At 69.0% G+C, this 14,784-nt stretch carries 10 protein-coding genes and 1 tRNA gene; 5 read left to right on the forward strand and 6 right to left on the reverse strand.

Features of this window, described 5'->3' with window-relative positions; translation table 11 throughout:
• The first annotated feature begins 17 nt into the window (after positions 1–17).
• The 3 genes from AC07Q9_RS04335 (at position 18) to AC07Q9_RS04345 (ending at position 7,048) form a co-directional block, all read left to right on the forward strand.
• Positions 18–560, forward strand: coding sequence for a helix-turn-helix domain-containing protein (locus tag AC07Q9_RS04335; protein ID WP_495307605.1), 543 nt, complete (start codon positions 18–20; stop codon positions 558–560).
• A gap of 282 nt (positions 561–842) precedes the next feature.
• Positions 843–3,644, forward strand: coding sequence for an ImpA family metalloprotease (locus tag AC07Q9_RS04340; protein ID WP_495307607.1), 2,802 nt, complete (start codon positions 843–845; stop codon positions 3,642–3,644).
• 389 nt (positions 3,645–4,033) lie between these two features.
• The gene (locus AC07Q9_RS04345) at positions 4,034–7,048 is read left to right on the forward strand and encodes a transglycosylase domain-containing protein (RefSeq protein WP_495307609.1); all 3,015 of its coding nucleotides are present in this window, start codon (positions 4,034–4,036) and stop codon (positions 7,046–7,048) included.
• Between the two features lie 60 nt (positions 7,049–7,108).
• Here AC07Q9_RS04345 and AC07Q9_RS04350 read toward each other — a convergent pair.
• The 5 genes from AC07Q9_RS04350 to AC07Q9_RS04370 all read right to left on the reverse strand — a co-directional run bounded on the left by AC07Q9_RS04350 (position 7,109) and on the right by AC07Q9_RS04370 (position 11,021).
• Positions 7,109–7,198: transfer RNA gene (locus AC07Q9_RS04350), tRNA-Ser, on the reverse strand.
• 57 nt (positions 7,199–7,255) lie between these two features.
• The gene (serS, locus tag AC07Q9_RS04355; RefSeq protein ID WP_495307611.1) at positions 7,256–8,587 is read right to left on the reverse strand and encodes a serine--tRNA ligase; all 1,332 of its coding nucleotides are present in this window, start codon (positions 8,585–8,587) and stop codon (positions 7,256–7,258) included.
• 63 nt (positions 8,588–8,650) lie between these two features.
• Positions 8,651–9,607 carry a threonine/serine dehydratase gene (locus AC07Q9_RS04360; protein WP_495307613.1) on the reverse strand — a complete coding sequence of 319 codons (957 nt, stop codon included), beginning with the start codon at positions 9,605–9,607 and terminating at the stop codon, positions 8,651–8,653.
• Positions 9,608–9,612: 5 nt separating this feature from the next.
• Positions 9,613–10,581, reverse strand: a complete 969-nt coding sequence (gene ispH, locus AC07Q9_RS04365) for a 4-hydroxy-3-methylbut-2-enyl diphosphate reductase (protein WP_495307615.1) — start codon at positions 10,579–10,581, stop codon at positions 9,613–9,615.
• Positions 10,578–11,021: an FKBP-type peptidyl-prolyl cis-trans isomerase gene (locus tag AC07Q9_RS04370; protein ID WP_062469447.1), complete on the reverse strand. Its 444-nt coding sequence runs from the start codon at positions 11,019–11,021 to the stop codon at positions 10,578–10,580. Before AC07Q9_RS04370 ends, ispH begins: the two co-directional genes overlap by 4 nt.
• A 107-nt stretch (positions 11,022–11,128) precedes the next feature.
• Between AC07Q9_RS04370 and radC the strand changes: the two genes are divergently transcribed.
• Positions 11,129–11,806 (forward strand): RadC family protein, encoded by a 678-nt coding sequence (gene radC / locus AC07Q9_RS04375; RefSeq protein ID WP_095946449.1) that lies wholly within the window; start codon positions 11,129–11,131, stop codon positions 11,804–11,806.
• Positions 11,806–12,468, forward strand: coding sequence for a Smr/MutS family protein (locus AC07Q9_RS04380; protein WP_492677335.1), 663 nt, complete (start codon positions 11,806–11,808; stop codon positions 12,466–12,468). The genes radC and AC07Q9_RS04380 overlap by 1 nt, the downstream gene beginning before the upstream one ends.
• A gap of 131 nt (positions 12,469–12,599) precedes the next feature.
• Here AC07Q9_RS04380 and AC07Q9_RS04385 read toward each other — a convergent pair whose 3' ends face one another.
• Complete coding sequence (locus AC07Q9_RS04385; RefSeq protein WP_495308218.1) at positions 12,600–14,663, reverse strand: bifunctional 2',3'-cyclic-nucleotide 2'-phosphodiesterase/3'-nucleotidase; 2,064 nt, start codon at positions 14,661–14,663, stop codon at positions 12,600–12,602.
• Between the last annotated feature and the right edge of the window lie 121 nt (positions 14,664–14,784).

Here is a 14,784-nt window from a genome sequence, read left to right on the forward strand (position 1 = left end):
GTGTCCCGCAAAAAACCATGACGATCAAGTTGAAACTCCTGCGCACCCAGGCGGGAATGACGCTGGAAGAGCTTGCGCAAGCAGCGGAGCTCACGCGCAGTTATGTCTCCAAGGTGGAGCGTGGGTTGGCGAACCCATCGGTGGGTGTTGCACTGAAACTCGCCAAGGCGTTGAAGCTGCCGGTGGACGAGTTGTTCGGCCAGGCATCGACGAGCAGCTCGGTCACGATCACGCGCGCCGCCGACGCCAAGGCGAAGCAAGAAGACGAAGGCGCCCCGCGGCTGGTCGCGGGCACGGCACCCGGTCAGCGCGTGGTCGCGTTCGTGCTGCAGCCCGGTCGTGACAAAGGCGCGAAGCACCTGAAGAGCGACCACGAGGGCGAAGAGCTCATCTATGTTCTGAGCGGCGAGGTCAGCCTCGAACTCGACGACAAGACCGAAGACCTGGTCGCCGGAGACTGCGTGCATTTCAACGCCTCCGTGCCGCACCGGCTGATCTGCACGAGCAAGAAAGCGGCGCAAGTTCTGTTGGTGATTGCGAGCCCCTCCGCCGCCTCGTAAGGCGATGTGCTTACAGCGACGAAGCCTGTCGCGTTGCACGCGATGCGCTTCATGCGCCTGACGATCGAGCGCACACACATCCGTCTGTTTCTTCCAGCCGACAGTCGCTGAAAGACCTGTCGAAAACCAGCCTGTGCTGGCGACAATCCGTCGCCCGCCGCCGGCAGTACACACACGCCACCGCAGCGCGTCGCGTCGCGTCTCATCGCGACAGGGAGGCGCGACCACGCTCGCGCCTCCGGCCTCATGCCCAAGAAGTCAGAACTACAAAGGAGAAGAACCATGACGCACGCGCGCAAGCTCGTGACCCTGATCGCCTGCCTCGTCCTGTCCGCCTGTGGTGGCGGCGGCGGGGACTCCGGCGGCGGCCTTGCCGGGATGGGCATGCCCGGCACGCCGGGCACGTCCACCGGTGCGCCGGACGATGGCACGACCACCCCGCCGGCGAGCCCCATCGACGCCGCACTCGACAGCGGAGACCCGGGCGGCCTGCGGCCCGAGGACCGCGCCACGCTGCTGGAGCGCGCGACGCGCAAGGCCATCGAACTGCGTGCGCGCCCGCAGCAGGTATTGGCCGACATCTACAACACGAAGGGCCAGGTGCCGAACCTCGCGCTCGACATCGGAAAGAACAGCGCCGCGCTGACCCCGGCCAGCCTCACGCAGGCGATTCCATTCATCGTCGCCGACGACGGTTCAGGCATCGCGGCCATCGCCGAACTGGGCGACGGCCGCGCGCTGGCCTACGGTGCCGACGTGCTGGGCTGGATGGCCGGCACGACGAAGGAGCAGCAGCACCTGCCGCTGTTCACGCGCGCCTTCACATGGGTGATGACAGGGCAGGCCGAAGGCACGCTGCCGGCGACGCTCAAGTTCAGCCAGGCGGGCTACAACGCGGGCGCCATCAAGAACTTCGCGACCCGCCTGCAGAAGAAGACACAAGAGATCGCGTGCGACATCGCCTCGCCCACCAACACCTGCTGGCGGGATGCCGACCTGCTCGTCTTCGGCGCCAGCGTGGCCGACAACCCCGCGCTGGGCGAGCTGGTGCGAAGCTACGTGAAGGCCGGCAAGGCCGTGATCTACATGCACAGCAGCTGGTGGACCGCCCCGGGCGGCACGCGGCTGTTGTCCAGCCTGGGCATGGACCTCGCCCCCGACCCGGGCAACTTCTTTGCGTCAGCGTCGGGCTACTCAGTGAGCGCAGGCCGCACCGCCGTCGACGCCCTGGCGCGCGGCGACCAGCTCGGAAGCCTGGTGCACACGCTCGAGTGGCTCGCGAAGGACAAGTACACGCAGGACTTCGCCGTCGACAACCAACCCATCGTCGGGATCGATGCGGCGCGCCGTGACCTGTCGAGCACCGAGCTGGCAGGCCGGCCGCTCTTCAAGACGGAGAACACCGAACTGCAGCGCCTGCTGGTGCTGTGGGCCGATGAATGGCGTCGTGACATCGCCTACGGCAAGATCAACCGCACCAGCGATGCAGCCAACTTCCTGCGCGCCTATGCGTCCGATTCGTGGCAGGCCTTCGGCCGCACCGCGACCACGACGCAACCGGGTGGCCAGGGCGACTACATGCCCGCCGGCGCGCAGAAGCTCGCCACGAGCAGCGACTACGAAACCATCGAGCTCACGCTCCCGCAAGGCAGCGGCAAGACGGCGATCGGCCGGGGCGCCATTCCGGCGAAGGCCGTGGCACTCGAGATCGCCGAGGCACCGGTCGGTGTGAACCTGGGCGTGCAGACCAGCCACATCCGCACCTACGGCAACCCACTGACGGACGCCGGCAACTACCTCCGCCCGCGCCAGGCGCCGTCATGGACCGTGCCGCTGCAGCGCGATGCCGCCAACGACTTCGTCACGCCGTTCGGAGGCCCGCTGTTCCTGAGCTACAGCGGCGCCACGGCCGGGCAGAAGGTCAAGCTGCGCGTCAAGGGCACGGTCAGGTACGCCCACTTCGACTTCAGCCAGGGCACGCCCGCGCAGGCCGAGCTGGACGCCGCCATGGCCGCGCTGCAGCGCCAGGACTACGGCTGGTCCACCTTCAAGTTCCGCGGCGGCGAGCTGCAGCAGACCATCGCCGTGGCGCTCAAGAGCTTCAAGTCGGGCATGCCGGCGGGCACGCTGAGAACGCCGCAAGACCTCGTCACGCGGCGCATCGAAGGCATCCTCATGGACACCAACCACATGTCCAACGGCTACAACGACATGAAGATGCCCAGCACCGTGTCGACCCTGTGCACCAGCTTCGCGTGGGCCTGCGACGACGCCGTGCACAACGCGCCGGGCGTGCAGCACTTCGTGAGCTGGCTGCCGAGGTGCGGCAGTGGTTGCTCGGGCCACCCGATCGATTCCGACAACTGGGCCATGGACATCGGTTGGGGCTGGCCGCACGAGCTGGGCCACAACACCGTGCAGCCCTGGATGCACATCGTGATCGACGACAAAGGCTGCAGCACCGAGTGCGACAACAACACGCTGTCGAGCGCGCACATGCTGCGCCGCTACGCCGTCCTCGGCGAGGACGACAGCGGCACCCGCACCGCCCACGCGGCCCTGTACAAGATGATCCAGGACAACCGGGCGCTCGCGCTCAGCGGTGAGCCGCAGCGCGCGGACATGCAGGCCCGCCTGTGGGGCGGCCCGGAGCAAAGCCCCATGCTCGCCATGTACTTCCAGCTGGCGTTTCTCTACACCCAGGCCCGCCACGGCGAAGCCCAGCCCACGGCCGCCAGCACGATCGAGTTCCTCACGTTGCTGTCGAAGGGCGGGCGCCTGGTCGCCAGGAAGTGGAGCACCAACACGGCGGGCAACTACGGCATGAGCGGCTACGCCAGCAACGACATTTCGAACCACGAACTGCTGTACGTGCTGAGCTCGAAGATCATCGGCCAGGACCTGCGCAACGTCTTCGCCATGTACGGCGTTCCGCTCACGCAGCCCGCGCTGGCTTCGGTGGCGGCGCTGACGCTGCCGATGGCACCGCAACGGTTCTATGCCTTGGGGGCCGGCAAGGCCAACCAGCTGTCGACGGGGCAGTGGCTGTCGGTGCAGGGGCAGACGCCGGCGTATCCGTTCTGAGCGGGCGGGGCATGGTCACGGCGTCCCGTCGTGACCATGCCTTGTCTTCAGCATCACTCGGAAACTGCAGGTCGTTGATTGCCGTCGAGCGACCCGCACGTCCGTGCAGATCGGCATGCACCATGGGTAGCGAGGCGCGTCTTCTTTCTCGATGAGCGTGCAGGGTCCGCGATGCGCCGCGTTCCCGCGCAAGCCTCGCTCCCGGCACGTGTGTGGCGGTTCCCTCCGCGAGCGCCCTTTGCCTCTCCACGTTGCGATCGTCGTCCTGCGCTCCCTGCATCCGCCCAGACATGCGACCGACGGCCCCGTCGCACGCAAGCCAAATCGCCTCAAAAAGCGCATCATCTTCACTGACGAACCCACGGTGCAGACTGTTCGCGAGGCAGAGCATGACTTGGTTCAAGAAGCTTTTCTGGATCGGCGCGGGACTCGCCGTGGGAGGCGGGCTTGCCGTGTTCGTGCTGGACGAATTGAAGACGTCCCGGCTGCAATCGGCCCTGTGGCGCGACCTGGCCGAGGGCGCCCGCTTCAGCGTCGAAGACGGTGCCAGCGACGCCATCCGCTTTCCCCGGACCGGGCCCTACGACGAGCGGCTGGGCTACCACCAGCTGCCGGACTACATCGAGCGCCTGGCGCCGCAGGGCTATGTCGTCACCCGCCAGGCCCGCATGTCGCCGCGGCTGATCGAACTGCAGGACTACGGGCTCTTCGCGCCCTACCGCGAGAAAAACCAGGCCGGCCTGACCGTGCGCGACTGCCGGAACACGGCGCTGCTGCACACCCGCGTGCCCAAGCGCGCCTACGAGCGCTTCGAGGAGGTGCCGCCGCTGCTGGTGAGCGCCCTGCTGTTCGTCGAGGACCGCCACCTGCTGGACGCGCAGCCGCTGCAGCGCAACCCCGCGATCGACCCGGAACGCTTCGCCAAGGCGGCGCTCGAGCAGGCGCTGCGCGCGGTCGGCCTGGGCCAGACGGCGACGGGCGGCAGCACGCTGGCCACCCAGATCGAGAAGTACCGCCATTCGCCGCAGGGCCGCACCGGGTCGGTCGGCGACAAGCTGCGCCAGATGGCGTCGGCCTCGCTGCGCGCCTACCAGGACGGCGACGACACGCATGCGCGGCGCCGCCAGATCGTCGTCGACTACCTCGACACCGTGCCGCTGGCCGCGCGCCCGGGCATGGGCGAGGTGCACGGGCTGGGCGACGGCCTGTGGGCCTGGTACGGGCGCGACTTCGGTGAAATCAACCGCCTGCTCGCCGACCCCGCGGAAGAGGCGGCGGCACCCACGGACGAGGCGCTCCGCCAACAGGCCGAGGCCTTCAAGCAGGCGCTGTCGCTGATGATCGCGCAGCGCCGCCCGTCGCAGCACCTGCTCGGCGACGGCGCCGGCCTGACGCGGCTGACCGACAGCTACCTGCGGCTGATGGCCGAGGCCGGCCTGATCACGCCCACGCTGCGCGACGCGGCGCTGCCGCTGCCCTTGCACCTGCAGCCTGACCTGCCCTCAACGCCCCGGCCCGACTTCGTGCAGCGCAAGGCCGCGACCGCGCTGCGCACCCACATCGCCACGCTGCTCGACGTGCCGCGGGCTTACGACCTGGAGCGGCTCGACCTCGAGGCCGAAACCAGCCTGGACGGCGAAGCACAGGCGCTGGTGGCGCGCGTGCTGGCCGGCCTGCGCACGCCCGCCGCGACGAAGGCCGCGGGGCTGGTGGGCTCCCACATGCTCGACCCGGGCGCCGACCCCAGCCCGCTGATCTACAGCTTCACGCTGTTCGAGCGCAGCGCCGGAACCAACCTGCTGCGCATCCAGGCCGACAACATCGACCAGCCGTTCGACGTGAACCAGGGCGCGCGGCTGGACCTGGGCTCGACCGCCAAGCTGCGCACCCTGGTGAGTTACCTGGAGCTCGTGGCCGAGCTGCACGCGGGCTGGGTCGACCTGAGCCCGGCCCAGCTGTCGGCGCTGGCGCCGAACCCGCGCGACCCGCTGGGCGCGTGGGCGCGGCAGTACCTCCTGCGCGCCAAGGATCGCCGTCTCCTGCCGATGCTGGAGGCGGCCATGGAGCGCAAGTACTCGGCGAACCCGGGCGAGGCCTTCTTTACCGGCGGCGGCCTGCACCAGTTCGAGAACTTCGAGCGCTCACGCAACAGCAGTTCGATGACGGTGCGCGAAGGCTTCAAGCATTCGGTCAACCTGGTGTTCATCCGCCTGATGCGCGACCTGGTGCGCCACCGCATGTTCGGTGGCGCGTCGGAGGCCGAGCGCCTGCTGAAAGACCCTGCCGACCCGGGCCGGCGCGAGCTGCTCGCGCGCTTTGCCGACCGCGAAGGCTCGGCCTTCCTCACCCGCTTCCATCGCAAGTACCAGCACCTGCCGGCCGCGGACGCCGAGGCGCTGCTGCTGCGCGGCCTGAAGCCGTCGGCACCGCGCCTGGCGAGCGTGCTGTTCACGATCGAGCCCGAGGCCGACGACGCACGGCTCGACGCGCTCCTGGTGCAGCGGCTGGGCCGCGGCGCCGGCTCGCCGCGCGCCTTGGGTGCGCTGCGCAGCACCTACGCCGGCCTGTCGCTGGCCGATCGCGGGTATGTCGCGCGCGTGCATCCGCTGGAGCTCTGGCTGGTCGGCTACCTGCGGCGCCACCCCGGCGCCTCGCTGACCGAGGTGCTGGACGCGAGCGTGCGCGAACGCCAGGAGGTCTACGCCTGGCTCTTCAAGACGCGCCACAAGAGCGCGCAGGACAGGCGCCTGCGCGAGCTGATCGAACTCGACGCCTTTGCACAGATCCATCGCTCATGGCAGCGCGTGGGTTACCCCTTCGCATCGCTGACGCCGTCTTACGCCAGCGCAATCGGCGCGTCGGGCGACCGGCCGGCCGCCCTGGCGGAGCTGATGGGCATCCTCGCGAACGACGGCGTGCGGCTGCCCACGCAACGGGTCGGCGCCCTGCACTTCGCGCGCGACACGCCCTACGAGACAAGGCTGGAACCGCGCAATGCAAGCGCGCAGCAGGTGCTGCCCGCCGAGGTGGCCACCACGGTGCGCCGTGCCTTGGTCGAGGTGGTGAACGACGGCACCGCACGGCGGCTGAAGGGCGCGCTGGTGGACGAGAGCGGCCGCGCCCTCGAGATCGGCGGCAAGACCGGCACCGGCGACCATCGCTACGGACACACCGGCCGCGGCGGACGGATGCTCTCGGAGCGCAAGATCAGCCGCTCGGCCACCCTCGTGTTCGTGATCGGCGACCGCTACTTCGGCACCATCCTGGCGTATGTGCGCGAACCCCATGCCGCTCGCTATCGGTTCACGAGTGCGCTGCCGACCCAGCTGCTGAAGTCGCTGGGGCCGCAGTTGCTGCCGGTGCTGCAGCGCAGGGGGTGCGGGGAGCCGCAGCAGGCGCCATGAGGCGCATGGGCGGCCCAAAGACAAAGCCCCTGTAGCAGGGCTGCTACAGGGGCTTGAATCTGGAGGAGAGGGAGGGATTCGAACCCTCGGTACTATCGCTAGTACGCCTGATTTCGAGTCAGGTACATTCGACCACTCTGCCACCTCTCCGGTGCTGTCGAGCCTCAGATTATAGCCAGAAAAATCTGACTTTTGACGCCCTGCGCTTCAACCGCGCAAAACTTCAAGGCCACCGAGGTACGGACGCAACGCCGCCGGCACGTTGATCGAGCCGTCTTCGTTCTGGTGGTTCTCCAGCACGGCGACCAGCGCGCGGCCCACGGCCAGGCCGGAGCCGTTGAGGGTGTGCACCAGCTCGTTCTTGCCCTGGGCGTTCTTGAAACGGGCCTGCAGGCGGCGCGCCTGGAAGGCTTCGCAGTTCGACACCGAGCTGATCTCGCGGTACGTGTTCTGCGCGGGCAGCCACACCTCGAGGTCGAAGGTCTTGGCGGCGGTGAAGCCCATGTCGCCGGTGCACAGCAGCACGACGCGGTACGGCAGCTCCAGCGCCTGCAGCACGGCTTCGGCGTGGCCAGCCATCTGCTCGAGCGCGTCATAGCTCTTCTCGGGGTGCACGATCTGCACCATCTCGACCTTGTCGAACTGGTGCTGGCGGATCATGCCGCGCGTGTCGCGCCCGGCGCTGCCGGCTTCCGAGCGGAAGCACGGCGTGTGGGCCGTGAGCTTGATGGGCAGCTGCGCCTCGGCCACGACCTCGTCGCGCACGAAGTTGGTCAGCGGCACTTCGCTGGTCGGAATGAGGTACAGCGCCGAATGGTCGGGCGCAGCCTCGCCGTCCTGGCCACCCTTCTTCGCGGCGAACAGGTCGCCTTCGAACTTGGGCAGCTGGCCGGTGCCGCTGAGCGTGGCCGCGTTGACCACGTAGGGCACGTAGCACTCGGTGTAGCCGTGCTGTTCGGTCTGCAGGTCGACCATGAACTGGGCCAGCGCGCGGTGCAGGCGGGCGATCGGGCCCTTCATGACGGAGAAGCGCGAGCCCGAGAGCTTGGCGCCCATCTCGAAATCGAGCCCCAGCGGTGCGCCGAGGTCGACGTGGTCCTTGGGCGCGAAGGCCAGCGGCGTGGCGTCGGCGCCGGCGCCGCCCTTCGGGGCCCAGCGGCGCATCTCGACGTTGCCGGCTTCGTCTTCACCCAGCGGCACGCTGGCGTGCGGCAGGTTGGGCACAGCCAGCAGCAGCGCGTGCAGTTCGGGCTGGATTTCTTCGAGGCGCTTGGACTGCGATTCCTGCTCGGCCTTGAGCGCGTTGACCTCGGCCATGAGCGCATCGACCGACTCGCCCTTGGCCTTCAGCGGGCCGATCTGCTTGTTCAGCGTGTTGCGGCGCGCCTGGATTTCCTCGGTGCGGGTCTGCAGCGTCTTGCGCTCGGCCTCGAGCGCGGTGAACGCCGAGACGTCGAGGTAGGGCTGGTTCTTCTTGCGTTTTTCGAGGCCGGCCACAGCGGAGGCCAGGTCTTTGCGGAGCAGGGTGATGTCGAGCATGGGGAGATTTTAGGTGGGCGCCCGGCCCGCGCCCGCCCTCCCCGCTCGCACGTCTGCGGCGACTCAGGCGACCGTGGCCGGATCGACGTTCGCCCCGCAGATGATCAGGCACACCTTCTCGCCTTCGCGCGGCACGTAGGCGCCGGTCTGCAGCGCCGCCAGCGGCAGCGCGGCGGCCGGTTCCACGGCGAGCTTCAGCTCCTTCCACAGCCACTGCTGGGCGGCGCGGATGGCCTCGTCGGACAGCAGCAGCGCGTCGCGCACCTGCTGCTGCGTGATCTCCCAGGCGATGGCGCCGATGCGGCGCGCGCCGAGCGAATCGGCCGCGATGCCGCCGACGTCCACGTCGACCGGCTCGCCGGCCTCGCGGGCGCGGAACAGCGTCGGGGCCTTTTCGGGCTCGAGCGCCACCACGCGGGCGCGCTGCTCGAACCAGCCGGCCAGGCCGCCGATCAGGCCGCCGCCGCCCACGCTCACGAGCACGGCGTCGGGCAGGCCGCCCTGCGCCTCGATCTCGCGGCCGAGCGTGCCGGCGCCGGCCACCACTTCGGGCTGGTCGTAGGCGTGGGTGAGCAAGGCACCGGTTTCCTTCTGGCGCGTGAGGCAGGCGGCCAGCGCGTCGGGGTACAGCTCGCCGACCACGACCACTTCGGCGCCCAGCGCCCGCAGGCGCGCGCGCTTGGCTTCGGGCGACACGCCCGGCAGGAACACCTGGCAGGGCACGCCCAGCGCCTTGGCGGCGGCCGCCGTGGCAATGCCGGCGTTACCGCCCGAGGCCACGATCACGCCCGCGGCGGGGATGTCGTTGGCCAGCAGGCGGTTCATCATGCCGCGGGCCTTGAAGCTGCCGCTGACCTGCATGTGCTCCAGCTTGAGCCAGATTTCGGCGCCGGGCGCGGCCACGCCCAGGGCGGCGGCCGGCAGCTTCCACAGCGGCGTTTCACGCAGGAAATGGCCGGCGCGTTCGCCCAGCCTGCGGGAGGCGCTCTCGATGTCGGGGCGCCAATCAGTGTTTTTCATGATGTTCAGGAGATGTGCCCGGGGGGCGGGATGTCGTCGAGCTTGAGGCCCTTGGGAAGCGGGAACTTGATGGTTTCCTCGATGCCGTCCATCTTGCGCACCGACACGGCGCCAAAGGCGCGCACGCGCTCGATCACCTCGTGCACCAGCACCTCGGGCGCCGAGGCGCCGGCGGTGAGGCCGATGCGCGACTTGCCCTCGAACCATTCGGGCTTGAGTTCGTCGGCCGAATCGACCATGTAGCTCTCGGTGCCCAGGCGCTGCGCCAGCTCGCGCAGGCGGTTGCTGTTGGAGCTGGTGGGGCTGCCGACCACGATCACGAGGTCGACCTGCGGGCTCATGATCTTCACCGCGTCCTGGCGGTTCTGGGTGGCGTAGCAAATATCCTGCTGCTTGGGCTCGCGCACGTTCGGGAAGCGCGCGCGCACGGCGGCAGCGATCTCGGCGGCGTCGTCCACGCTGAGCGTGGTCTGCGTGACCACCGCGAGCTTCTCGGTCTGCAGCGGCGACGCGTTGGCCACGTCGGCCACGTCTTCCACGAGGTGGATGCCGCTCGACAGCTGCCCCATCGTGCCTTCGACCTCGGGGTGGCCCTTGTGGCCGATCATGATGAATTCGTAGCCCTCTTTCGCGAGCTTGGCCACTTCGACGTGCACCTTGGTCACGAGCGGGCAGGTGGCGTCGAAGATCGAGAAGCCGCGGTCGCGCGCCTCCTGCTCCACGGCCTTGCTCACGCCGTGCGCGCTGAACACCAGCGTGGAGCCGTGCGGCACGTCGGAGAGCTCCTCGATGAAGATCGCGCCCTTGGCCTTGAGCTCGTTCACCACGTAGGTGTTGTGCACGATCTCGTGGCGCACGTAGATCGGTGCGCCGAACTTGGCGAGGGCGCGCTCGACGATCTCGATGGCGCGGTCCACGCCGGCGCAGAAACCGCGCGGCTCGGCCAGGAGGACTTCTTCGATGTTCGGGTTCATAGCACGCCGATCAGCTTCACTTCGAAGGTGACCGGTTGCCCCGCGAGCGGGTGGTTGAAGTCGAAGCGCACGCCGGTCTCGTTCGACTCGACGACCGCGCCCGCGTAGCTGCCCGAGCCGTCGGGCGTGGGGAACTGCACCACGTCGCCGACGGCGTACTGCTCGTCGGGATCGCCCATCTGGGCCAGCAGCTTGCGCGCCACCCACTGCTGCATGTCGGGGTTGCGCTCGCCGAAGGCCTCGCCGGCGGGCAGTTCGAAGGTGGCGTGCGCGCCCTCTTCCATGCCCATCAGGCGCTGCTCCATGGCCGGCGAGAGCTCGCCGGTGCCCAGCGACAGCGTGGCGGGCTTGTCGGCGAAGGTGTTGATGATGTCGCCCGCCGGACCGGCCAGCCGGTAGTGCAGGGTCAGGAAGGAGCCGGAAGTCACAACTTGGGACATGGGTGCAGCGAAGGTGAGCAAAGACGAGGGAGGTGTCCCGATAAACTGACCCTCATTTTAAGGATCGGGGCAACATCTGGCCCCGGCCCAGGTTTCTGCAGGGTTTCATGGCATTCAAGGATCTCCCTCTCGACGCCCGGCCGCGCGAAAAGCTCATCGCGCGGGGCGCCGCCGCGCTGGCCGACGCCGAGCTGCTGGCGCTGCTGCTGCGCACCGGCGTGGCCGGCAAGAACGTGCTCCAGCTGGCCCAGCAACTGCTCGAGCGCTTCGGCGGGCTGTCGGGGCTGCTGCACACGGCGCCCGATGACCTCAAGGCGGTCAAGGGCATGGGCGGCAGCGCCAAGCGCTCCGAACTCACGGCGGTGCTCGAACTGGCGCGCCGTGCCATGGGCGAGCGCCTGAAGGAACGCACGGTGTTCGACTCGCCCGAGGCGGTCAAGCAGTACCTGCAGATGCACATCGGCTCGCGCCCGCACGAGGTGTTCGCGGTGCTCTTCCTCGACGTGCAGCACCGCCTGCTCACGCTCGAGGAGCTGTTTCGCGGCACGCTCACGCAGACCAGCGTCTACCCGCGCGAGGTCGTCACCCGCGCCCTGCACCACCAGGCCGCGGCCGTGGTGCTGGCCCACAACCACCCCAGCGGCAGCATCGAGCCCTCGCGCGCCGACGAATCGCTCACGCAGACGCTGCGCGCCGCACTGGCGCTGGTCGACGTGCGCGTGCTCGACCACGTCATCGTGAGCCCGGGCCAGAGCTTCTCGATGGCGGAACGGGGACTGATCTGATGGCTTCATCTTCCCGCCCCCCCGCACTGAAAACCCTCGCCGACCTCAAGCAGGTGCAGCGCGTGCTCGCCGAAACCCGCGAGCGCGAGGCCGCGGAGGCCGCCGCGCGCGCCGCGGCCGAGCGCAAGCGCGCCGCCGAGAAAGACCTGTTCACGCGCGCCATCGGCGCCACCGAACCGCTGCGCCGCAAGGCCGCGGTGCCGCTCGCGCCCGAGCCGCCCGCGCCCATTCCGTTTCAGCACCAGCTCGACGAGCAGCGCGTGCTGCGCGAGTCGCTGTCCGACGAGTTCGACGTGACCACGCTGCTCGACGTCGACGACGCCATGAGCTTTCGCCGCCCCGGCATCGGCACCGACATCACGGCGCGGCTGCGCAAGGGCGACTGGTCGATCCAGGGACAGGTCGACCTGCACGGCCTGCGCAGCGACGAGGCGCGCGAGGCGCTCGGCGGCTTCATCCGCAACGCCCACAAGCAGGGGCTGCGCTGCGTGCGCGTGGTGCACGGCAAGGGCCTGGGCTCGCCCGGCAAGCAGCCAGTGCTCAAGACCAAGACGCAGCGCTGGCTGATCCAGAAGAACGAGGTGATCGCCTTCGTGCAGGCCAAGCCGGCCGAAGGCGGGGCCGGGGCGCTGGTGGTGCTGCTGGCGCCCGTGCGGCGCTGACTGACTCCCTCTCCCCTCGGGGAGAGGGTTGGGGTGAGGGCTGCGGCGCTTGCACTGACGCCGCGCCTTGTCGAGCGCACTTCCCTCACCCTATCCCTCTCCCCGAGGGGAGAGGGGACAAAACGGGGAAATCACTTGCTCAGGTCGACCTTGTAGACCGAGCGGCCCTTGCCGCTGTCATCGTCCGCCTTCAGCAGCGAGATGTTCGCCAGCCCCGCATCCGTCGCAGCGCTCAATTGCCCTTGCCCCGACGTGATCGTCACGTTGCCCGCCGTCGTCACCTTGGTGAAGCGCCAGCTGCGCGCCGCGCCGTCGGCCGCGCGCGTGATCGTCTTCTTCGCCTTGATGTACGCGATCAGCACGTCGCGGTTGGCATCGGGCGAGGCGTAGATCGTCGCGCGCCCGTCCAGCGCCGGGATGAAGCTCGCACCGCTGGTCGCGCGGTAGTTGTTCGTGGCAATGACGAACTCCTTCGCCGGGTCGATGGGCGCGCCCAGGTACATGAGGTTCCTGATGCGGCTGCCCACGGCCTGCGTCACGTCGATCTCGTACTGCATGTCGGGCGTGGTGAACATGTCGAAGTTGTAGCCGGGGAAGGTGCTGATCAGCGGCTGGTCGGTCGCGAGCGCCGGGTCGATCCTGTTGAAGCGCTTGGCCGCGGCCTCGAGCCAGCCCTTGATCTCGGCGCCCGTCACCTTCACCGCGTACACCGTGTTCGGGTACAGGTACAGGTCGGCGGCGCTGAAGATCGCGAGGTTGCCCACGGCCACGTCGGTGTAGTCGCGCCCGCCCTCGAAGCCCGACTTGAAGGGCGCACTCACCGACAGCACCGGCAGGCCGGCGTACTGCGGCAGGCTGGCCTGGATGTAGGTCTTCACGTAGTCGGCCTGGGCCTGGTTCACGATCTGGATCGCGCCCGGGTCGCCCACGTCGGCAAAGAAGGTGTTCATGCGGAAGTCGGTGCTGCCGATGGGCGTCTTCACGTAGTCGATCGCGGCCTGGTGCTGGGTGTCGACCAGCGGCACCACGCTCGGGTCGGCGTCGACGTACACGGCCTTGCCCGCGCCGTCCTTGCCGGTCTGCGTGGAGCGCGCCTCGACCAGCGTCTTGCTCTTGTCCACGCCCCAGGCCTTGCCGTCCCACACAAGCTCGAGCTTCACGAGGCCCAGCGCCTTGCCCCACGAACTGGGCATCACGGCCGGCACGCCGTTGACGGTGCCGGCGGCGTTGTCCACGCCGGGCTGCGTGTAGCCGGGCTTGGCGCCGCGATCGGGGAACAGGCCGTGCTGGTGGCCCATCATCAGCACGTCGATGCCGGGCACCTTCGACAGGTACAGGCCCGGGCTTTCCATCGTCGGCGAGTACGGCGAGGCGTCGAGGCCGCCGTGCTGCAGCGCCACGACGATGTCGGCGCCCTTCTCGCGCAGCTCGGGCACGTAGCGCTTGGCCGCCTCGACCGCGCCTTCGGTGCGCAGCTTGCCTTCGAGAAAGCGCTTGTCCCAGTTCATGATGCCGGGCGTGGTGAAGCCGATCACGCCGACCTTCACCGGCACCGTCACGCTCTTGCCATCCGGCGCGGTGGCCGTGAACTGCTTGGTGACGATGGTGTACGGCGCCACGAGCGGCTTGCCGCTCTTGAGGCTGTGCACGTTGGCCACCACCATCGGGAAGCTCGGGCCCGCGCACTTCTTGCTGCCGTCCACGCCCTCGACATCGAGGCCGCCGCCGAGCACCTGGTTGAGAAAGTCCAGGCCGTAGTTGAACTCGTGGTTGCCCAGCGTGCCAGCGTCGAAGCCGGTGGCGTTCATCACCTTGTAGATCGACAGCGGCTGCGTGCACGGGATGCGGCTGACCAGCGCTTCGTAGTCGGCCAGCGCGGTGCCCTGGATGGTGTCGCCGTTGTCGAACAGCATCGTGTTCGCGAACTCCTTGCGCGCGGCGTTGATGAGCGTGGCGGTGCGCTCGTAGCCGTACGACTTGTCTTCGGCGAGCTTGAAGTAGTCGTAGCTGCGCACGTTGAAGTGCAGGTCGGTCGTTTCGAGCAGCGCGACCGTGGTGCGCGTGCCGGCGGCCACGGGCGCCGGAGCAGGTGCGGGCGCCGGGGGCGGAACGATCGGCGGGAACGTGGTGCCGCCTCCGTTGCCACCGCCACAGGCGGTGAGCACGGCGGCCAGGACGGCGGCACAGGTGGACATGGGGGCGAGGCGCGCCAGCGACGCGGCCACTGCGTTGTTCATCGAGAGGTCTCCCTGCGGATATGAGGAGGGACCAGTCTCCGAAAGCCGGGTGACAGACCGGTGAATCCGGGCCTGTCGT

This window comes from Variovorax sp. GW821-FHT09A10 (genome assembly GCF_059418385.1).

Coding starts and splice junctions, on each gene's coding strand:
- AC07Q9_RS04335 (WP_495307605.1), top strand. CDS start 18: ATGACGATCAAGTTGAAACTCCTGCGCACCCAGGCGGGAATGACGCTG.
- AC07Q9_RS04340 (WP_495307607.1), top strand. CDS start 843: ATGACGCACGCGCGCAAGCTCGTGACCCTGATCGCCTGCCTCGTCCTG.
- AC07Q9_RS04345 (WP_495307609.1), top strand. CDS start 4,034: ATGACTTGGTTCAAGAAGCTTTTCTGGATCGGCGCGGGACTCGCCGTG.
- serS (WP_495307611.1), bottom strand. CDS start 8,587: ATGCTCGACATCACCCTGCTCCGCAAAGACCTGGCCTCCGCTGTGGCC.
- AC07Q9_RS04360 (WP_495307613.1), bottom strand. CDS start 9,607: ATGAAAAACACTGATTGGCGCCCCGACATCGAGAGCGCCTCCCGCAGG.
- ispH (WP_495307615.1), bottom strand. CDS start 10,581: ATGAACCCGAACATCGAAGAAGTCCTCCTGGCCGAGCCGCGCGGTTTC.
- AC07Q9_RS04370 (WP_062469447.1), bottom strand. CDS start 11,021: ATGTCCCAAGTTGTGACTTCCGGCTCCTTCCTGACCCTGCACTACCGG.
- radC (WP_095946449.1), top strand. CDS start 11,129: ATGGCATTCAAGGATCTCCCTCTCGACGCCCGGCCGCGCGAAAAGCTC.
- AC07Q9_RS04380 (WP_492677335.1), top strand. CDS start 11,806: ATGGCTTCATCTTCCCGCCCCCCCGCACTGAAAACCCTCGCCGACCTC.
- AC07Q9_RS04385 (WP_495308218.1), bottom strand. CDS start 14,663: ATGTCCACCTGTGCCGCCGTCCTGGCCGCCGTGCTCACCGCCTGTGGC.